We start from the raw sequence: 18482 nt of genomic DNA on the forward strand, positions 1-18482 counted from the left end.
TCAGCCGCGGGCCAGCCAGCGCGCGGCCTCGACCGCCCAGTAGGTCAGCACCTGCCCGGCACCCGCCCGCCGGATGGACACCAGCGTCTCGAGGATCGCCCGTTCGCGGTCCACCCAGCCGTTGGCGGCGGCCGCCTCGACCATCGCGTACTCGCCGCTCACCTGGTACGCGGAGACCGGCACGGAGACGGCGTCGGCGACCCGGCGGACGATGTCCAGGTAGGGCAGGGCGGGCTTGACCATGACGGCGTCGGCGCCCTCGGCGAGGTCCTGCGCGACCTCGCGCAGCGCCTCGTCGGCGTTGGGCGGGTCCATCTGGTAGGTCGAGCGGTCGCCGAACTGCGGCGCACCCTCGGCCGCCTCGCGGAACGGGCCGTAGAAGCCCGAGGCGTACTTGGCCGCGTAGGCCAGGATCGGCGTCTCGGTGAACGCGGCGCTGTCCAGCCCGGCGCGGATGGCGGCCACCTGCCCGTCCATCATCCCGCTGGGTGCGACCAGGTGGGCCCCGGCCTGCGCCTGCGCGATCGCCACGGCGGCGTACCGGTCCAGGGTCGGGTCGTTGTCCACGACCCCGGCCGGGGTGACGACGCCGCAGTGCCCGTGGTCGGTGTACTCGCACAGGCAGAGGTCGGCCATGAGGACCAGCTCGTCGCCCAGGTCGGCCCGCAGCTGCTGCAGCGCCACGTTGACGATGCCGTCGGCGGCGTCGGCCTGGGAACCCACCGGGTCCTTCTCGGCCGGGATGCCGAAGAGCATCAGCCCGCCGATGCCGGCCTCGGCCGCCTCGTGCGCGGCCTTCCGCAGGCTGTCCGGCGAGTGCTGCACGACGCCGGGCATCGAGCCGATCGGCACCGGCTCGGCGATGCCCTGCTTGACGAACACCGGCAGCACCAGGTCCGCCGGAGCCACCCGGGTCTGGGCGGTCAGCCGCCGCAGCGCGGGCGTCGACCGGAGCCGGCGCCCGCGCGCGAAGCCGGGGTTGGCTCCCCCGCCCTGCTCCTGTCCCGCCCCGCCACCCCGGCGGTTCACTTGCCCTCGCCGTCCTCCGCCTCGCGCAGCGACAGCGCGTACTCGGCCAGGGCGTCCACCAGCGGGGCGACGGCGGCCGTCTCGGGCTGCACGTCGACGCGCAGGCCGAACTCCTGCGCGCTGGCGGCCGTCGCCGGGCCGATCACCGCGACCACGGTCTTGGCGTGCGGCTTGCCGGCGATGCCCACCAGGTTGCGGACGGTGCTGGACGAGGTGAAGCACACCGCGTCGAAGCCGCCGCCCTTGATCGCCTCGCGGACCGACGCGGCCGGCGGCGCGGCGCGGACGGTGCGGTAGGCGGTGACGTCGTCGACCTCCCAGCCGCGCTCCACCAGACCGGCGGCGAGCACCTCGGTGGCGATGTCGGCGTGCGGCAGGAGCACGCGGTCGATCGGGTCCAGGACGTCGTCGTACTCGGGGAACTCGGCCAGCAGGCCCTGGCTGGACTGCTCGCCCGCGGGCACCAGCTCGGGCACGATGCCGAACGCGCGCACGGCGTCGGCGGTCTGCTCACCGACGCAGCCGACCTTGACGCCGGCGAAGGCGCGGGCGTCCAGGCCGAGCTCGGCGAACTTCTCGCGGACCGCCTTGACCGCGTTCACCGAGGTGAAGACGATCCAGCCGTAGCGGCCGGTGACCAGGCCCTTGACCGCGCGGTCCATCTGCGCGGGGCTGCGCGGCGGCTCGACGGCGATCGTCGGCACCTCGACCGGGACGGCGCCGTAGGCGCGCAGCCGGTCGCTCATCTCGCCGGCCTGGTCCTTGGTGCGGGGCACCAGCACGCGCCAGCCGAACAGCGGGCGGCTCTCCCACCACGACATCCGGGCCCGCTTGTCGACGGCCGCCCCGATCGTGACCACGACCGGCCCGGTGAAGGAGTCCAGACCGGCCGCCTTCTCGGCGACGGCGGACAGCTTGGCGACGACGCTCTTCTGGGCGGTCGAGGAGCCGCCGGTGGTGACGACCACGGGGGTGCTGCCGGACAGGCCCCCCTCGACCAGCCGGGTGGCGGCGTCGGGGAGCTCCTCGACGGTGGCCCGCAGCACCAGGGTGCCGCCGGTGGACGCGGTGGCCGCAGCCAGCGCGCCGACGTCCACACCGCTGCTCAGGTCGGCGGTGAGGGCCGTGCTGCCGGGGGCGACGCCCGCGAAGGCGGGGACCGCGGTGGCCGGCGCGACACCGGGCACCACGTCGAAGCCCACGGAGGTGCGGCCGACGGCGAGCACCTCCTTGACGGCGGCGTCGTCGGTGTAGGGGTCGCCGGCGACCAGCCGCACGACGACCGCGCCACCCTTGGCCGCCGTGACGGCGCCCTTGGCGATCTCGGCCGGCTCGCCGGAGACGGGGACGAGCTCCACCGCGGGGTTGATCCCGCGGACGGCATCCTGGACGGCGGCCGGTACGTCGACGTCGACGAGCACGGAGGCCGCCTCGGCGATCGCGGCGGTGGCGCGTGCGGTCAGCATGCCGGGGTCACCCGGTCCTGCGCCGACGAAGACGACCCGGCCGGTGCTGCCGACGGTCTTGCGGAAGCGCGTCATCGCGTGCTCCTGATCCTGGCCCGGGGGGCCTTTGTTGCGGGGGTCTGTGCGGCGGTCACTGGCTGACCGCCATGAGCTCGACCGCGCCGCGGTCGAGCAGGTCCTCGGCGAGCGCGCGACCCAGGACCGCAGCCTGGTCGAGCGCGCCGCTGAGGGAGCCGCGGACGCCGTCACTGCCGTCGATGGCGGTGACGGACGCGCGCAGGAACAGCTCCGGGCCGTGCTCGCCCTCGGCCACCTCGGCGTAGGCGGCGACGGGCGCGCTGCAGCCGGCCTCGAGGGTGCCCAGCGTGGTCCGCTCGGCCAGGGCGCAGGCGCGGGTCCGGGAGTCCTCCAGCCGGCCGAGCAGCTCGCGGGTGCGAGCGTCGCTGGTGCGGCACTCGACGGCCAGCGCGCCCTGCGCCGGTGCGGGCAGCACCTGGAGCGGGTCGAGGGTCTCGGTGATGACGTCGAGCCGCCCGAGCCGCGACAGCCCGGCGCGGGCGAGCACGACGGCGTCCAGGTCGCCGGGGCCGGTGGCCGAGCCCGCGACGCGGCCGAGGCGGGTGTCCACGTTGCCGCGGATCGGCACGACCTCCAGGCCGAGGCCGAGGGCCCGCAGCTGGGCGACGCGGCGGGGGGCGCCGGTGCCGATCCGGGAACCCGGGGGCAGCTCGCCGAGGGTCAGCCCGTCGCGGGCGACCAGGGCGTCGCGCGGGTCCTCCCGGGGCGGCACGGCGGCGAGGATCAGTCCGGGCGCCGGCGCGGTGGGCAGGTCCTTGTAGCTGTGCACGGCCAGGTCGATCTCGCCGGCGAGCAGCGCGTCGCGCAGCGCCGTGACGAAGACGCCGGTGCCGCCCAGCTGGGCGATGGCGGCCTGCGACCGGTCGCCCTCGGTGGTGATGTGGACCAGCTCCACCGGGGTGCCGGTGGCGGCGGTGATCGCGTCGGCGACGGTCTGGGACTGGGTGCGCGCCAGCACGCTGGCGCGGGTGCCCAGGCGGAGCACGGCCGTGCCCGCGGTGGTCCCGGCGGAGGTACGGAGAGCGGTCATGCGGTACCTCCCGTGCGCTCGGGGTCGACGGTGACGGCGTCGGCCAGGCTGGTGGTCTCACCCGCGACGTCGGCGTCGATGCCCAGGCCGAACAGGGCGCGCAGCGCCCCGGCGTAGTCGGTGCCGCCGGGCACGGCGGCCAGTTCCTTCACCCGCACGGTCGGCTCGTGCAGCAGCTTGTCGACGACGCGGCGGACCGTGCGCGCGATCTCCTGCCGCGAGCGGGGGTCCAGGTCGGGCAGCCGGGCGGAGAGCCGGAGGAGCTCGGCGTCGACCACCTCGGCGGCCTGGCTGCGCAGGGCGGAGACGGTGGGCGCCACAGCAGCCGCCTGCTGCTCGGCGCGCAGCAGCGCGGCCTCGGCCTCGATCATCGCGTGCGCGGCGTCGATGTCGTCCGCGGCGACCGGACCGGCCGCCGGTGCGCCGGCCTCGCGGGCGGCCACCCGCTCGCCCTGCAGCAGGGCCAGGTCGACGACGTGCACCCCCGGCAGCGCGGCCACGCCCGGGTCGACGTCGCGGGGCAGTGCCAGGTCGACGACGGCCATGGGGCGGCCCTCGCGCTCCTGCATCGCGGTGGCCACGGCGTCGGTGCTCACCACGATGCCGGAGGCGCCGGTGCAGGACACCAGGACGTCCGCGGCGGCCAGCTCCCCGGGCGCCTCGGCCAGCTCGATCGCGCGGCCGCCGAGGGTCGTGGCCAGCCGCTGCGCGGTGCTGTGGGTGCGGCTGCCGATGACGACGTCGGCACCGCGGCGGGCCAGGGTGGTCGCGGCCAGCGCACCCATGGACCCGGCGCCGACGACCAGCGCGCGGCGGCCGGCGAGGTCGCCGATGCGGGCCTCGGCGCGGTCCAGCGCCACGGAGACCAGCGAGGCCCCCGCGCGGTCGATGCCGGTCTCGGAGTGCACCCGCTTGCCCACCCGCAGGGCCCGCTGCGCGATCGGGTGCAGCGCCCGCCCGACGGTGCCCTCCTCGCGGGCCAGGGCGTAGGCGGCGCGCAGCTGCCCGAGGACCTGCGTCTCGCCGACCACCATCGAGTCCAGCCCGGCGGCGACGGTGAACAGGTGCGCGACGGCCTGGTCCTCGTAGTGGACGGTCACGTACGGGGAGAGCTCCTCGACGGAGGCGCCCGCCTGGCGGGCGAGCACCCGGCTGACGTCGGTGACGCCGCCGTGGAAGCGCTCGACCTCGGCGAAGACCTCGATCCGGTTGCAGGTGGCCAGGACCAGCGCCTCGGCCACGTGGTCGCCGTCGACCAGCTCGTGCAGGGCCTTCACCCGGTCGTCGTCGGACATCGCGAACTGCTCGAGCAGCGCGACCGGTGCGGTCCGGTGGCTGATCCCCACTGCCAGGAGGCTCATGCCGACTCCCCCACGCCGGCGGGCACCCGCTGCTGCCCGAGGAAGGCCAGCACCTGCAGCTCCACGGACAGGTCGACCTTGCGGACGTCGACGCCGACGGGAGCCGTGAGCGTCACGGGCGCGAAGTTCAGGATGCTGCGGACCCCGGCCGCGGCCAGCCGGTCGCACACCCGCTGTGCCACCTCGGCCGGCGTGGTGATGACGCCGATGGAGGCGCCCGTCGCGGCGACGACGTCCTCGAGTTCGTCCAGCGCGCGGACCTGCAGCTCGCCGATGCGCTGGCCGATCCGGGCAGGGGAGGCGTCGAACAGGCCGACGAACTCGAACCCGCGCGTGCCGAAGCCGGCGTAGTCGGCCAGGGCGGAGCCGAGGTTGCCGATGCCGACCAGGACGCAGCCGTGGGCCCGCTCCACGCCGAGGACGCGGGTCAGCCGGTCACGCAGCAGGCCGACGTCGTAGCCCACGCCCCGCACACCGCACGGGCCCAGGTGGGAGAGGTCCTTGCGCAGCCCGGCCGGGTTCACGCCCGCCGCCGAGGCGAGCTCGCCGGAGGAGACGGTGCTCCGGCCGCCGTCGGCGAGCGTGGCCAGCACCCGGAGGTACACGGCCAGGCGGGCGACGGTGGCCTCCGGGATGGTCCGGGGCCGCGGCTGCATCAACGGGCTCTCCACAGCGGCCGCCCCCGACGACCGGCAGCGACCGGGCGGTGCGACGACACGCAGAACGACGACAAGGTTCGAATCCGCGGCCACCGGGGTGACCGCGGAGGCCACGGTAGCCGCTTGTGAACGCAGGAACAAAGTGCCGGACGACGCGTCAGCCCGCCGACCTGCCCGAACGGGTGGCGCTGTGGTGGAGACCACGTCGACGGACGCCGTGCACCGGCCGTTCACACGTCGTTCAGCCGAGTCCCAGATCCCTGCGCAGGCGGGGCACGTCGACGGTGAAGTACGAGTGCTCGCGGCCGTCGAGCAGGACCACCGGCACGCGGTCCCCGAACTCCGCCTGCAGCTCCGGGTCGGCGTCCACGTCCACCGTGTCGGGGACCAGCCCGGCCTCGCCGGCGATCCGCCCGAGGGTCTCGGCGGCGACCTCGCACAGGTGGCAGCCCACCCGGGTCATCAGCCGCAGGCGCGGCGGGCCTTCACTCGTCATCGGAGTCCTCGTCCGTCGCGACCCCGGTGAGACCGAGCTCGCGCAGGCGGGCGCGGCTGACCTTGCCGGTCAGCGAGTGCGGCAGGCTGGGCAGGAAGTGCACCGAGGTGGGCACCTTGTAGCGGGCCAGCGAGCCGGCGGCGTGCTCGCGCAGCTCCTCGACGGTGAGCCGGGAATCCCGTTCCAGGGCCACCACCGCCCGCACCGCGGCACCGGTGCGCGGATCGGCGACACCGATGACCGCGCTCTCGGCGACGGCCGGGTGGGTGTCGAGGACCCGCTCCACCTCGGCCGGATAGACGTTGAACCCGCTCACCAGGATGAGGTCGCTGCGCCGGTCGACCAGGTGCAGGTCGCCCTCGGCGTCCCGGTAGGCGAGGTCGCCGGTGCCGAGCCAGCCGTCGGCGTCGGGCCCGTCGGCGCCGTCCGGCCAGTAGCCGGAGAAGAGGTTGGGCCCGCGGATCCACAGCTCGCCCGGACCCTCGCCGGGGCCGTCGTCCGGGCCTTCCTCCTCCGCCCCGTCCGCCGTCCCCTCGCCGGCCGCCGGGGCGGCGTCGTCGATGTCGGTCGGGTCGGCGGTGTCCGCGGTGTCGCGCAGGGCCACCTCGATGCCGGGGAGCGGGCCACCGATGCAGTTGGGCTTGGGTCGGCCGGTGACCACGGTGCTCGCGACGACGGGTGAGGCCTCGGTCAGCCCGTACCCCTCCCAGACCGTGACCGCCGCGCGGTCACGCATCGCCGTCCAGACCTCCTCGGGCAGCGGGGCGGCCCCGGAGGAGGCCACCCGCACCGCGGCGAAGGCGCGCCGCACGTCCGCATCGCTGCCGGCGGCGTCGGCCAGCGCCAGCCATGCCTGGTACATCGGCGGCGCGCCGGGCACCGCGGAGACGTGCTCCTCGGCCATCACGGCCAGGGTGGCGCGCGGGTCGAAGCTCTCCTCGATGACCGCGCACGCACCCGTGGCGGCGACCAGGCCGAACCCGGCGTTCAGGCCGTAGACGTGGAACAGCGGCAGCACCAGCAGCACGCGGTCGTCGGCGCGCACCGGCGGCGGCTCCATGGCCAGGCACTGCTCCTGGTTGGCCCGCAGCGCACCCGAGGTCAGCATCGCGCCCCGGGGACGTCCGGTCGTGCCGCTGGTGTAGCAGAGGAAGGCCAGCTCCGAGGGGTCGTCGGCGACCGCGGGTGGCGGGCCGTCACCCTCGGGCGCTCCGGGACAGACCGGCACCCCGGCGATGGCGTCGCGCTCCGCCGGCGCGACGAGCAGCGCGGCGCCGGAATCGGTGAGGACGTACTCGAGCTCGGGCTCGGTGTAGGCGGTGTTCACCGGCACGACCACCAGCCCCGCACGCAGCGCCCCCAGCACCGCGCGCAGCCAGGCCAGGCCGTTGGGCAGCTGCACCGCCACCCGGTCACCGGGCACCAGGTCCCGAGCGGCGTACCCGGCGGCGGCACGGTCGACCGTGGCATCGAGCTCCGCCCAGGTCAGCCGCTCGTCGCGGGTGACGACGGCCGGCGCGTCGGGGCGCTGACGAGCCGCGGACCGCACGAGCGCGGCCAGCGACCTCCCTGCCTCCAGGTCCGACACATCTCCTCCGTTGGCGCAGGCCTCGCGCTCCGCCGGCGGCACCGGCGATTCGTCCGGCGGGCTGGCGTGGACGGGCTGGGGCGATGTTGTCACCATGGGGCCAGCCCCGCAGCTCACGCGCCGTACGTCGCCGAGCGCGTCGGGGAGGAGACGGTCCAGGCACGGCGGGCCGACGAGGAGGTCATCGCCCGCAATGCCGCACCCCCTCGACGCCGGGCAGCCGGCGCCGGCAGAGGCCGGGCGCCCGCGCCCGAGCCCGCGGCCGCGGCCGACGCCGCACCCCCGGCCGAGCGCGGAGACGCCTCCGGCCGGCGCCGCCGAGCCCGACGTCGCGGCACCGGGCGCGGCGCTGCCCGACACCGGCGGCCCCGGGGACGCGGGCGCCCCGGCGGACGCGGACGGACCGGCGGACGCGGACGGACCGGACGTCTGGGACTGGGTCCGGCGGACGCAGGAGGGCGACGCCGAGGCGTTCGGGCAGCTCTACGACCACTACGTGTCGCTGGTCTACCGGTACGTCTACAACCGGATCGGCGACCGGGCGACCGCGGAGGACGTGACCAGCGAGACCTTCGTGCGGGCGCTGCGCCGGATCGACTCGCTGAGCTTCCAGGGCCGGGACGTCGGCGCCTGGCTGGTCACCATCGCGCGCAACATCGTGCTCGACCACGTCAAGAGCAGCCGGTACCGGCTGGAGGTCGCCACCGCGGACATGCGGGACGCGGACCGGATCACCGACGGTCCCGAGGACGCCGTCGTCGCCCACCTGACCAACCGCGAGCTGCTGGCGTGCGTGCAGCAGCTGGGCAGCGAGCAGCAGGAGTGCATCGTGCTCCGCTTCATCCACGGCCTCTCGGTGGCCGAGACGGCGGAGATCATGGGCAAGAAGGACGGTGCGATCAAGGCGCTGCAGCACCGCGCCGTGCGTCGTCTCGCCGGGCTCCTGCCGGACGGTCTGCGATGAGAGCGACGCCATGGCTCCAGGGCGTAACCGGGCAGCCCCCGCTCTCGTTGAGCCGTCTGCGAGCGAGTGCGCCGACGATCGGCCGCGCCGCCCCGGCAACCGGAGGTACCGCGTGACCACGCACGAGAGCAACGCGGCGCCGTCCCGCCGTGCTGCCCGTGGCGGGGACAGCCAGGACGCCCGGGTCGTCACGATGCTGCAGGAGCTCTCGCCGCACCTCGCCGCCGAACCGGACCCGGAGTTCCGCCGGGCCACCCGACAGCGGCTGGTCGCGATGGCCGCCGTCCGCACGCCCGAGCCGGTCCGCCCCTCGCCGCTGCGCCGGCTGCTCGCCGCCCGCGCCGCCGATGCCCCCGCCGGCCGCTGGCGGACCCGGGCGACCGCCGGACTGGCCGGCGCGGCCCTGACGGTGACCTCGCTCGCCACGCTGGTGGCGCTGTCCACGGCGGCACAACCGGGCGACGTCCTCTACGGCGTGAAGCGCGGCACCGAGCAGACGCAGCTGGCGCTGGCCGGTGACTCCCGGGGCCAGGCCCTCCTGGACCTGGCGCGGACCCGGCTCGACGAGCTCGCCGACCTCGACGGCGACGCGAGCCTGGTCCGGTCCACCCTCGCGACGATGGACGAGCAGACCCGCGAGGGCGCCTCCTGGCACCTCACCCGGGCCCTGGACACCTCCGACACCGCGTCGCTGGACCGGCTGTCCGGGTGGACCGCCGACCAGTCCGCGCAACTGGACGCGGTGCGTGCCGAGGTCCCGGCGGCGGCGGCGGACGACGTCGCCGGGTCCCTGGGACTGCTCGCCGAGATCACCGAGCGCGTCGACGTCCTGCGCGCGGCCCTCGACTGCCCGACCGGCCCGGCCATCGCCGGCGCCGACCGGCTCGGCCCCGTGCCCGGGGGATGCGTTCCGACGACCCCGGCGCCGCAGAGCCCCGTCGCCCCCGTGGGCCCGGATGGCTCGGTGCCGGAGAGCCCGGCCCCGACCACCGCTCCGGACCCGGCCGCCGATCCCACCGTGCCGGCCGGCCCGGGGGGAGGGCAGCCGACACCGGCGCCCGCACCGCTGCCGGCACCGGGCAACCAGCCGGCGCCGGCGCCGGTGCCCGTGCCCGCGCCCGTGCCGTCGCCGAGCAGCGCTCCCGGCGGCCTGCTCCCTCTGCCCCTTCCCCTGCCCGGGCTGCCCCCGGCGCCGAGCTCGCCGGCGCCGTCGACGGCCACGCCGAAGCCCGTGCTCGACGTGCCCCTCGGCCCCCTGCCACTGGGGGTCTGCGTCGGCGGCCTGCTGCACCTGGGAGAGTGCTGAGCAGCCGCTTCGACCGGTTCCGCGCGCCCGGCTAGGGTCGCTGACGTCGGTACCCGCCCGCACGGCGGGCCGGATCCAGGGAGGATGCCCGTGCCGCGACTGCCCTTCCGGAGCCGCAAGGACATCCGCCCCGGTGAACCGGGCGGCGAGGAGACCCGGGCCCACGTGGCCGGGGCGGCGTCCGCCGCGGCCGCCGACGTCGCGCCCCCGCCCGCCGTCGAGCCGGACCCGGCGGCCGCGGCGTTCTTCGACGTCGACAACACGATGATGATGGGCGCCTCGCTCTTCTGGTTCGCCCGCGGCCTGGCCGCCCGCAAGTACTTCTCCACGCGGGACATGGCCGGCTTCGTGTGGCAGCAGGCCAAGTTCCGGATCGGGGGCAACGAGGGCAACCCCGACGACATGCTGACCATCCGCGAGAACGCCCTGGCCTTCGTCGCCGGCCGGGAGGTCTCGGAGATCGTCCGCCACAGCGAGGAGATCTACGACGAGCTGATGGCCGACCGGATCTGGGCCGGCACCCGGGCGCTGGCCCAGCAGCACCTCGACCGGGGCCAGCGGGTCTGGCTGGTCACCGCGACGCCGGTCGAGCTCGCTTCGATCATCGCCCACCGGCTCGGTCTCACCGGCGCACTCGGCACGGTCGCCGAGGTGGTCGACGGGCAGTACACGGGGCGGCTCGTCGGTGAGCTCATGCACGGGCCGGCCAAGGCCGAGGCGGTCCTGGCGCTGGCCGAGCGGGAAGGGCTGGACCTGGCCCGCTGCACCGCCTACAGCGACTCGGCGAACGACCTGCCCATGCTCTCGCTCTGCGGGACGGCGGTCGCGGTCAACCCCGACACCGAGCTGCGTTCGGTGGCGAGGGCGCGCGGCTGGACGATCCGCGACTTCCGCACCGGCCGGAAGGCCGCGAAGATCGGCGTCCCCACCGTCGCCGCCGCGGCGCTGTCCGGCGGTCTCGTCGGCGGCGCCCTCGCGCTGCGCCGTCGCAACAAGTTCCCCTGGTATCCGCCGACGGGTGCCGACAGGGCGCGCTGACGCACCGTTTCCGGCCGTCGGACGGCGCATCGGCGCACCGCGTCGGGGGCTGGATCAGCCGAAGATGCCCTTGCGCTGCATGAGCAGGCGGTAGAGGGACTGCTGGATCGTCTCGCGCACCTGGTCGGTCAGGTTGAAGACCAGCATCGGATCCTCGGCCGCCCCCGGACCGTAGGACGCCGTCTCGATCGGCTCCCCGAAGGCGATCAGCCACTTCGACGGCAGCGGCACCAGACCCAGCGGGCCGAGCAGCGGGAACGTCGGCGTGATCGGGAAGTACGGCACGCCCAGCAGGCGCGCCGCCGTCTTGGCGTTGCCGAGCATCGGGTAGATCTCCTCGGCGCCCACGATCGCGCACGGGACGATCGGGACACCGGTGCGCAAAGCCGCACTGACGAAACCGCCCCGGCCGAACCGCTGCAGCGTGTACCGCTCGGAGAACGGCTTGCCGACGCCCTTGAACCCCTCGGGGAAGACGCCGACGAGCTCGCCCTCGGTCAGCAGCCGCTCGGCGTCCTCGTTGCAGGCCAGCGTGGTGCCCAGCTTGCGCGCCAGCGCACCGACGAAGGGGGCGTCGAACACCAGGTCGGCGCCGAGCAGCCGCAACCGGCGCTGTGCCGGGTGCTCGTCGTGCAGCGCCACCGTCGTCATCAGCGCGTCGACCGGGATGGTGCCCGAGTGGTTGGCCACCACGAGCGCCCCGCCGGTGTCGGGCACGTTCTCCAGGCCCTGGGTGTCCACCCGGAACCAGGAGCGGAACAGCGGCCGGAGCACGGGCAGCAGGAGGTGGTCGGTCAGGTCCGGGTCGAAGCCGAACTCGTCGGTCTCGTACTCACCGGTCACGCGGCGGCGGAGGAACTCCAGCACGCCGGCGAGCTGGTCCTCCCACCCGGGGGCCGGGGCCGGCGGCACGAACGGCTCGTCGTCGTCGGGGCGCAGCGGGATGACGCGCGCCTCAGGCATCGCGCACCGCCCGCAGCCCGGGCGCCGGGGGCGCCGGGTTCAGCCGCTCTCCGAGTGCCGCCGCCGCCGAGCCGGCCCGGCCCAGGGCCGAGCGGAGCCGGGAGGACGTCGTCGCGACCAGCCGCGGTGAGACCACCGGCGGCACCGTCCGCGCGTAGTCCGCCAGCGCCTCCGACGTGGTGTACCGCGGGACGTAGCCGAAGCCGGTGCGCAGGACCGTCGTGTCGACGACCCGCCCGAAGTTGAGGAACCGCATCTGCTCGGGCGAGTAGTCGACGAAGCCGAAGCGGCGGGAGACCCGGCCGACCGAGCCCAGGGCGGGCGAGGGCAGCGGCGCCTCGATGCGGCCCAGCCGGCGGATGGCCTGCGAGAGCAGCAGGGTGCCCTCGCCGCCCACGTTCACCGTGCCCACGAAGTCGCCGGTGGTCGCACGGACGAGGACCGCCAGGGCGTCGTCCTCGTGCAGGAGCTGGACGCGGGCGTCGTAGCCCATCGCCGTGGGCACCACGGGCATGCGGAGGAATCCGGTCAGCAGCGAGTCGATCCGCGGGCCGATGAAGTTGGTGAACCGGAGCACCGCGATGTCGACGTCGGGACGGCGGCGCCCGAAGGAGCGGACGTAGCCCTCGATGTCGACGCTGTCCTTGGCGAAACCGCCGGAGGGCACCTGCCGGGCCTGCATCTGCTCGCTGAACACGGCGGGGTCGCGCGAGGAGGCGCCGTAGACGGCGGTCGTCGACTTCAGCACGAACCGCCGGACCGACGGGGCCGCCTGGCACGCGGCGAGCAGCTGCATCGTGCCGATGACGTTCAGTTCCTTCATCGGGGCACGCCCGCCGGAGCCGGCCGGGGTCGAGCTGATGTTCATGTGCACGACGGTGTCGACCGACGCCGCCGCGATCACCTTGCCGATCAGCGGGTTGCGGATGTCCGCGCGCACGAACTCGGTGCGCCCGAGCCGGCGCAGCATGGCCGGCGACGGCGGGACGGTGTCCACGCCGATCACCCGCCCGATGGCGGGGTCAGCCGCGAGCTCGGCCGCCAGCGCTCCGCCCAGCCACCGGCTCACACCGGTGACGAGGACGACCGCGGGCGGCACGAGCCTCAGCTCACTTCTTGTTGCGTCGCTGGACGCGCGTCTTCTTGAGCAGCTTGCGGTGCTTCTTCTTGGCCATCCGCTTGCGCCGCTTCTTGATGACAGAACCCACGTGGTGCTCCCGACTTCGTCGCAGATGATCAGCTCGTACGCGACAGCGGGGGCTCTACCCCGGTGTCGCCCGGTGGCCGAGCGTACCCGAGCCGCCCCGCGGCGACGTTGGCGCGGGAGACGGCGGGATCCGAAGGCGGTTGTCGTGCCGCGTGGGCCCCGGAGGGGTCCGCGCAGGCGCGACGGTGCGGCTCAGCCGTCCCGGGGGACGGCTCGTGGCCGCGGGTGTCGTGCCGAGTGGGCCCGGAGGGTCCGCGCAGGCGCGACGGTGCGGCTCAGCTATCCCGGGGGACGGCTCGTGGCCGCGGGTGTCGTGCCGAGTGGGCCCGGAGGGTCCGCGCAGGCGCGACGGTGCGGCTCAACCGTCCCGGGGGACGGCTCGTGGTCGCGGTCGTCGTCCGGAGGACGACAGTGTTCCGACTCAGGCGATGTCGGTGTAGGCGTCGCGCAGGTAGTCCTGCACGGCGCGCTCCGGGACGCGGAACGAGCGGCCGACGCGGACGGCGGAGAGGTCGCCGGCGTGCACGAGGCGGTACACGGTCATCTTGGAGACGCGCATCATCGCGGCGACCTCGGCGACGGTCAGGAAGGTGACGGCGGCGCGGGGGGCCGGGACGCTCGGGCGACCCAGGGGCATGGCGGCCGGGTGGGCGGCGGGCACGGGACGGGCGACGGCGGAGGCCTGCATCGGACGGCCCATCGGACGCTGGCCGGGGATCCCCGGGCGGACGACGGTGGCGGCGTGGTGGCGCTGGGGCATGGTCATGACTTCGTCTCCGGACCTAGCTCGCGTCGTGGCGCCGGCTTCCCCACCGGCAACTGAACACGCACGTGCTGCAACAGAGCGTAAGGGGACAGGCGTGACAGGAGCGATGGATGAATCGAACAGACGGACCGATCCGTCCTGGGCAGATGTGCACCTATGTCGACCGATCGACAAGTTGATCCGCGTGTCACGCAGACGGGTGACGAGGAAACGACGCAGCGTGCTCGCTTTGTGGCGCTTCCCCCGTTAGTGTGTTCGCCCGCTCGCGCGGAGTGAGCACGAGGAGACGACAGGCGGATCAGCGGTCACCCGCTCCCCTGCCCTGACACCGGACCCGGAGGTCTCAGGCGCTCGACGTCCCTAGCTCCAGCGAGCGGGCGTGCGCGGCAGACACCGCCGCCGCCATCGCCGCCCGCACGTCGTGCCGGTCGAGCTCGGCGATGGCCGCGACGGTCGTCCCGCCGGGGCTGCTGACCGCGGCCCGTAGCGCCTGCGGCTCCTGCCCGGAGTCACGCAGCATCACCGCCGCCCCCAGCGCCGTCTGCACGATCAGGTCGACGGACAGCTCCCGGGACAGCCCGAGCGCCACCCCGGCGTCGACCATCGCCTCCACGAGGTAGAAGAAGTACGCCGGACCGCTGCCGGACAGCGCGGTGACGGCGTCCTGCTGCGCCTCGGGCACCCGCCGGACCTGGCCCACCGCGGCCAGCAGCGCCTCGGCCTCGTCGAGGTGCGCGTCGCCGGCGTGCGCGCCGGCCGAGAGGACGCTCATCCCCTCGTCCACCAGCGCCGGGGTGTTGGGCATGACCCGCACGACCGGGACCCCGGCCGGCAGGGCCGCCTCGATCCGGGCGGTGGTCACGCCGGCCGCGACCGACACGACGAGGTGGTCGGGGTCCAGGTGCCCGGCCAGCAGACCCAGCAGGACGTCGATGTCCTGCGGTTTCACCGCGAGGAGCAGCACGCGGGCCCGGGCCGCCGCGCCGGCGAGATCGACCAGGTCCACCCCGTACCGCTGGGCCAGCTCGGCGCCCCGTTCGGCGCTGCGCTCGCAGACGACGACGTCCGCCGGACCGCCGCGCCGGACCATTCCCGACAGCAGCGCCTCGCCGATCCGGCCTCCGCCGACGACGGCCACGCCGCGGCGCTCCGGGGCGCTCACCGGAACCCACCCGGGCGGCCCAGGAGGGCGGTGACCGCGCCGGCTCCGGACACGACGGCCACCCGCACCGTCGCACCGGCGGCCGCGAGCCGCTGCTGCTCGGGGGTTCGGACCTTCCAGGGCATGACGTGCTCCCAGCTCTCGGGCGCGCGGCCGTGCCAGGCCGCGCGCTCTCCGGTGATGGCGATCAGTCGTGGATCGCCCGTGGCGACGGCCGGACTGCCGTCGCCGGCCATCAGGACGTCGACGCAGCGGACGAAGGCCGGTCGGGCAGCGGGTCCGGAGCCCCGCAACCGCACCCGGCTCCCGGCGAGCGCCCGGCAGCGCGCCAGTGCCCGCGGCTCCCCCGCCCGGACGACGGCCCGTGCGCCGGGGTGCTCGGCCAGCAGCGCGTCCACCGGTCCGGGGTCGCCGTCGAACACGATGCCCAGACCGGCCGCGGCCGCAGCTCCGGCGAGCCGCCGGGCGACGGCCGGCCGGTCCACCGGCACCGTCAGCTCGCAGTCCCCGGGCGGCCCCGAGGACCGCACGCGGGCGATCAGCGCGGCCAGCTCGGCGGCCCCGTCGTCCCCGGGTCCCGGCCGGTGCTCCAGCGCCACGGCGCGCCCCTCGGCGACGAGCGCGGCGGCCACGGCCAGCCCGTCCTCGGCCCGCGCGCCGGCGACGAGCCGGCCGGCGAGCAGCCGGCCCAGCACGGGGTGCTCCACGAGGCGCCGCACCTCGGGGCGGGTGAGCACGGACACGACCGAACCGTAGTGCGCCGGTGTGTGTGCCGGCGGGGCCCCGGGTAGCGGCGGCGACATGGCAGGAGAACTGAGCGGGATGAGGGTGGCGGTCCTGGCGACCGACGGCGTCGAGCAGGTCGAGCTGGACCGGCCGTGGCAGGCGCTGGAGGAGGCCGGCGCGGAGCCGGAGCTGGTGTCGCTGGAGGCGGGCACCATCACGGCCTACGAGCACATCGACAAGGGCGACACCAAGAAGGTCGACAGCACGGTCGCCGACGCCGACCCCGACGACTACGCGGCCCTGGTCCTGCCCGGCGGGGTCATCAACGGCGACTTCGTGCGGGCCGACGCCGACGCCGTGGCCTTCGTGAAGGCCTTCTTCGAGGCCGGCAAGCCCGTGGCCGCGATCTGCCACGCCCCGTGGGTGCTCGTGGAGGCCGACGTCGTCCGCGGCCGGCGGATGACCTCGTGGCCCTCGCTGCAGACCGACCTGCGCAACGCCGGGGCCGACTGGGTGGACGAGGAGGTCGTCGTCGACGGCAACCTGATCACCAGCCGCAAGCCCGACGACCTGGAGGCCTTCTCGTCAGCCATCGTGGAGGAGTTCGCCACCGCCCAGGACGACGAGGCGGCCGACGCGACGGCGTGAGCGGGGCCGGCGCGCCGGAGATCAGCGGGTGGCGAGCAGCTGCGCCGCGGGAACGATGGTGAGCAGCGTGCCGGCGAAGACGAGGAGGGCGAGCAGGCGGGGGCCGACGGGTTCGGCCCCCTGCCGCTGCCGCCACATGCCGACACCCGCGACCAGGCCGGCCACGGCGAGCGGCACCAGCAGCACCGCGACGTAGGCGGCCATCTCCCACAACACCGTGGCGGCGAAGAAGACGCCGACGCCCACGGCCAGGGCGATGAGCAGCTCGCCCACGAACCGCAGCCAGGCCAGCGGGCTGGCGTCCTCGTCCAGGTCGTCGACGTCGCCGGCGCGGACGACGGGGATCGGGCCCGTGGACGACAGTTCGTCGCGGTGCGCGGCACGGTGACCGGGACGGACGGCGCGATCGGCGACCCGGCCGGTGTCCCGGCCGACGGCGCGATCGGCGACCCTGCCGGTGTCCCGGCCGACGCCGCGGTCGGCAACCCTGCCGGTGTCCCGGCCCACGGCGCGATCGGCGACCCGGCCGGTGTCCCGACCGGTGACGCGCTCCGCGACGCGGTCACCGCGCAGCGCACCCAGCGGGATGTCGGGGAGCGGAGCCGACGGGTGCGGCGCCGCCGGGGAGCGGTCGGGCCGCACCTCCGGGAGGGCGGTGGTCGTGGGACCGGACACCGCACGCCGGTCCTCGGAGGGCCGGACGGGTGGGGATCCGGCGCCGGGGGCGGCCCGGGACGCGCTGAGCGGGCGTGAGCCGGCGCGGGTCGCGCCGGACCGGACCGCACCGGTGTCCTGCTCCTCCACGTCGCTCCGGCGGCGGCCGAAGGGCCGGTCGGCGGGCGGCCGGGCGTCGGGACGGCGCTGGCGCACGGGCTCGTCGGGCTCGTCCCACCGGCGCCGCTTGGCCGCCCGCGAGGTGTCGATGCCCGCCTCGCGCAGGATCTCCGCGAGCGGGCGCCCACCCGTGTCCGGGTTCCAGTCCGGTTCGGCCATCACGCTCCTCCCAACGAGTCCAGCCTCCGCAGGATCACACCCTCGCGCAGGGCCCAGGGGCATATCCGCACGAACGGTACGTCCAGGAGGCGCATGGAGGCGGCAGCGACAGTCGCTCCCGCAGGAACCTGGTGCGCCCGGTTGGCGGAGACCCCCGGCAGCTCGGCCAGCGCGCCGGACTCGATGCGCGACACGAAGCGCACCAGCTGGTCCAGGCCGGTCAGGGAGAGCTCGCGCGGCGTCCGGATGCCGGCCGACGACGGCGCCGCCCCGGTGAGCCGCGCGAGGGTGCGGAAGGTCTTGCTCGTCGCGGCCACGAGATCAGGCGCCCCGGCGGCGCGCAGCTTCTCGACGGCCGGCTCCAGCAGGGTGGCGGCGTGCTCCTCGAGCGCTTCCAGCGCGGCCAGGTCGGGGCGACCACCGTCGAGCGCGTCGGGCAGGAAGCGGCGGGTCATCCGCCCCGCCCCCAGCGGCAGCGAGAGCGCCACGTCGGGCAGCTCGTCGATCCCGGCGGCCAGCTCCAGTGAGCCCCCGCCGATGTCGAGCACGAGCAGGCGGCCGGCGCTCCACCCGAACCAGCGGCGGACCGCGAGAAAGGTCAGCCGCGCCTCGTCCTCGCCGGTGAGCACCTGCAGCTCCACCCCGGTGGAGCGCCGGATGCGGTCGAGCACGTCCTGCCCGTTGCGCGCCTCGCGGATCGCGGAGGTGGCCAGCGCCATGAAGTCGTCGCAGCCCTGCTTCTCCGCCTGGTCGCAGGCCTCCTGCACCGACTGCAGCAGCGCCTTCTCCCCCACGCGCGACAGCACGTCGTCCGGCCCGACGTGCTCGGCCAGCCGCACCGCCCAGCGGTCGTCGTGCATCGGGGTGGGGTGCGCACCGCGGTGGGCGTCGACGACGAGCAGGTGGACCGTGTTGGAACCGACGTCGAGCACACCCAGCCGCATGGGGCCAGTCTGCCTGGCCCCGTCCAGAGGCTCGCGTCGAGCGGAGCGGGGCGGGAGG

The 18482-nt window shown here is 75.5% G+C and carries 19 protein-coding genes; 4 read left to right on the forward strand and 15 right to left on the reverse strand.

What is annotated here, in order from left to right; genetic code table 11:
* The 7 genes from hemB to ACI793_RS10070 form a co-directional block, all read right to left on the reverse strand.
* Window positions 1-1029 carry a porphobilinogen synthase gene (hemB, locus tag ACI793_RS10040; protein ID WP_456606228.1) on the reverse strand — a complete coding sequence of 343 codons (1029 nt, stop codon included), beginning with the start codon at window positions 1027-1029 and terminating at the stop codon, window positions 1-3.
* Window positions 1026-2570, reverse strand: a complete 1545-nt coding sequence (locus ACI793_RS10045; RefSeq protein WP_456606229.1) for a uroporphyrinogen-III synthase — start codon at window positions 2568-2570, stop codon at window positions 1026-1028. Before ACI793_RS10045 ends, hemB begins: the two co-directional genes overlap by 4 nt.
* Before the next feature lie 55 nt (window positions 2571-2625).
* Entirely contained in the window at window positions 2626-3603 is a 978-nt protein-coding gene (gene hemC / locus ACI793_RS10050) for a hydroxymethylbilane synthase (protein ID WP_456606230.1), read from the reverse strand.
* Window positions 3600-4964: a glutamyl-tRNA reductase gene (locus ACI793_RS10055; RefSeq protein ID WP_456606231.1), complete on the reverse strand. Its 1365-nt coding sequence runs from the start codon at window positions 4962-4964 to the stop codon at window positions 3600-3602. The genes hemC and ACI793_RS10055 overlap by 4 nt, the downstream gene beginning before the upstream one ends.
* Complete coding sequence (locus tag ACI793_RS10060) at window positions 4961-5620, reverse strand: redox-sensing transcriptional repressor Rex (protein ID WP_456606232.1); 660 nt, start codon at window positions 5618-5620, stop codon at window positions 4961-4963. Before ACI793_RS10060 ends, ACI793_RS10055 begins: the two co-directional genes overlap by 4 nt.
* A 244-nt stretch (window positions 5621-5864) precedes the next feature.
* Complete coding sequence (locus tag ACI793_RS10065) at window positions 5865-6119, reverse strand: glutaredoxin family protein (protein WP_456606233.1); 255 nt, start codon at window positions 6117-6119, stop codon at window positions 5865-5867.
* Complete coding sequence (locus ACI793_RS10070) at window positions 6109-7749, reverse strand: AMP-binding protein (RefSeq protein ID WP_456606234.1); 1641 nt, start codon at window positions 7747-7749, stop codon at window positions 6109-6111. Before ACI793_RS10070 ends, ACI793_RS10065 begins: the two co-directional genes overlap by 11 nt.
* Before the next feature lie 151 nt (window positions 7750-7900).
* On the opposite strand from ACI793_RS10070, the gene ACI793_RS10075 reads away from it, so the two are divergent.
* From ACI793_RS10075 to ACI793_RS10085, 3 genes are all read left to right on the forward strand, one after another.
* Window positions 7901-8671: a sigma-70 family RNA polymerase sigma factor gene (locus ACI793_RS10075; RefSeq protein WP_456606235.1), complete on the forward strand. Its 771-nt coding sequence runs from the start codon at window positions 7901-7903 to the stop codon at window positions 8669-8671.
* A gap of 112 nt (window positions 8672-8783) precedes the next feature.
* Complete coding sequence (locus ACI793_RS10080; RefSeq protein WP_456606236.1) at window positions 8784-9977, forward strand: DUF5667 domain-containing protein; 1194 nt, start codon at window positions 8784-8786, stop codon at window positions 9975-9977.
* Window positions 9978-10067: 90 nt separating this feature from the next.
* Window positions 10068-11015, forward strand: coding sequence for an HAD family hydrolase (locus ACI793_RS10085; RefSeq protein ID WP_456606237.1), 948 nt, complete (start codon window positions 10068-10070; stop codon window positions 11013-11015).
* A 54-nt stretch (window positions 11016-11069) separates the two neighbouring features.
* Here ACI793_RS10085 and ACI793_RS10090 read toward each other — a convergent pair whose 3' ends face one another.
* From ACI793_RS10090 to ACI793_RS10115, 6 genes are all read right to left on the reverse strand, one after another.
* On the reverse strand, window positions 11070-11978 hold the full coding sequence (locus ACI793_RS10090) for a lysophospholipid acyltransferase family protein (protein WP_456606238.1): 909 nt from the start codon (window positions 11976-11978) through the stop codon (window positions 11070-11072).
* Entirely contained in the window at window positions 11971-13077 is a 1107-nt protein-coding gene (locus tag ACI793_RS10095) for an NAD-dependent epimerase/dehydratase family protein (RefSeq protein ID WP_456606239.1), read from the reverse strand. The genes ACI793_RS10090 and ACI793_RS10095 overlap by 8 nt, the downstream gene beginning before the upstream one ends.
* Before the next feature lie 10 nt (window positions 13078-13087).
* Entirely contained in the window at window positions 13088-13186 is a 99-nt protein-coding gene (locus tag ACI793_RS10100; protein ID WP_012854759.1) for a 30S ribosomal protein bS22, read from the reverse strand.
* 420 nt (window positions 13187-13606) lie between these two features.
* Window positions 13607-13951 carry a helix-turn-helix domain-containing protein gene (locus ACI793_RS10105; protein WP_311343684.1) on the reverse strand — a complete coding sequence of 115 codons (345 nt, stop codon included), beginning with the start codon at window positions 13949-13951 and terminating at the stop codon, window positions 13607-13609.
* Between the two features lie 343 nt (window positions 13952-14294).
* On the reverse strand, window positions 14295-15113 hold the full coding sequence (gene proC, locus ACI793_RS10110; RefSeq protein WP_456606240.1) for a pyrroline-5-carboxylate reductase: 819 nt from the start codon (window positions 15111-15113) through the stop codon (window positions 14295-14297).
* Window positions 15110-15856: a hypothetical protein gene (locus ACI793_RS10115; protein WP_456606241.1), complete on the reverse strand. Its 747-nt coding sequence runs from the start codon at window positions 15854-15856 to the stop codon at window positions 15110-15112. The genes proC and ACI793_RS10115 overlap by 4 nt, the downstream gene beginning before the upstream one ends.
* A 58-nt stretch (window positions 15857-15914) precedes the next feature.
* On the opposite strand from ACI793_RS10115, the gene ACI793_RS10120 reads away from it, so the two are divergent.
* Complete coding sequence (locus tag ACI793_RS10120; protein WP_456606242.1) at window positions 15915-16487, forward strand: type 1 glutamine amidotransferase domain-containing protein; 573 nt, start codon at window positions 15915-15917, stop codon at window positions 16485-16487.
* A gap of 21 nt (window positions 16488-16508) precedes the next feature.
* Here ACI793_RS10120 and ACI793_RS10125 read toward each other — a convergent pair whose 3' ends face one another.
* The gene (locus ACI793_RS10125; protein ID WP_456606243.1) at window positions 16509-17480 is read right to left on the reverse strand and encodes a hypothetical protein; all 972 of its coding nucleotides are present in this window, start codon (window positions 17478-17480) and stop codon (window positions 16509-16511) included.
* Window positions 17480-18424, reverse strand: a complete 945-nt coding sequence (locus ACI793_RS10130; RefSeq protein ID WP_456606244.1) for a Ppx/GppA phosphatase family protein — start codon at window positions 18422-18424, stop codon at window positions 17480-17482. Before ACI793_RS10130 ends, ACI793_RS10125 begins: the two co-directional genes overlap by 1 nt.
* Window positions 18425-18482: the final 58 nt, after the last annotated feature.

The sequence above is a fragment of the Blastococcus sp. SYSU DS0617 genome (genome assembly GCF_054051075.1).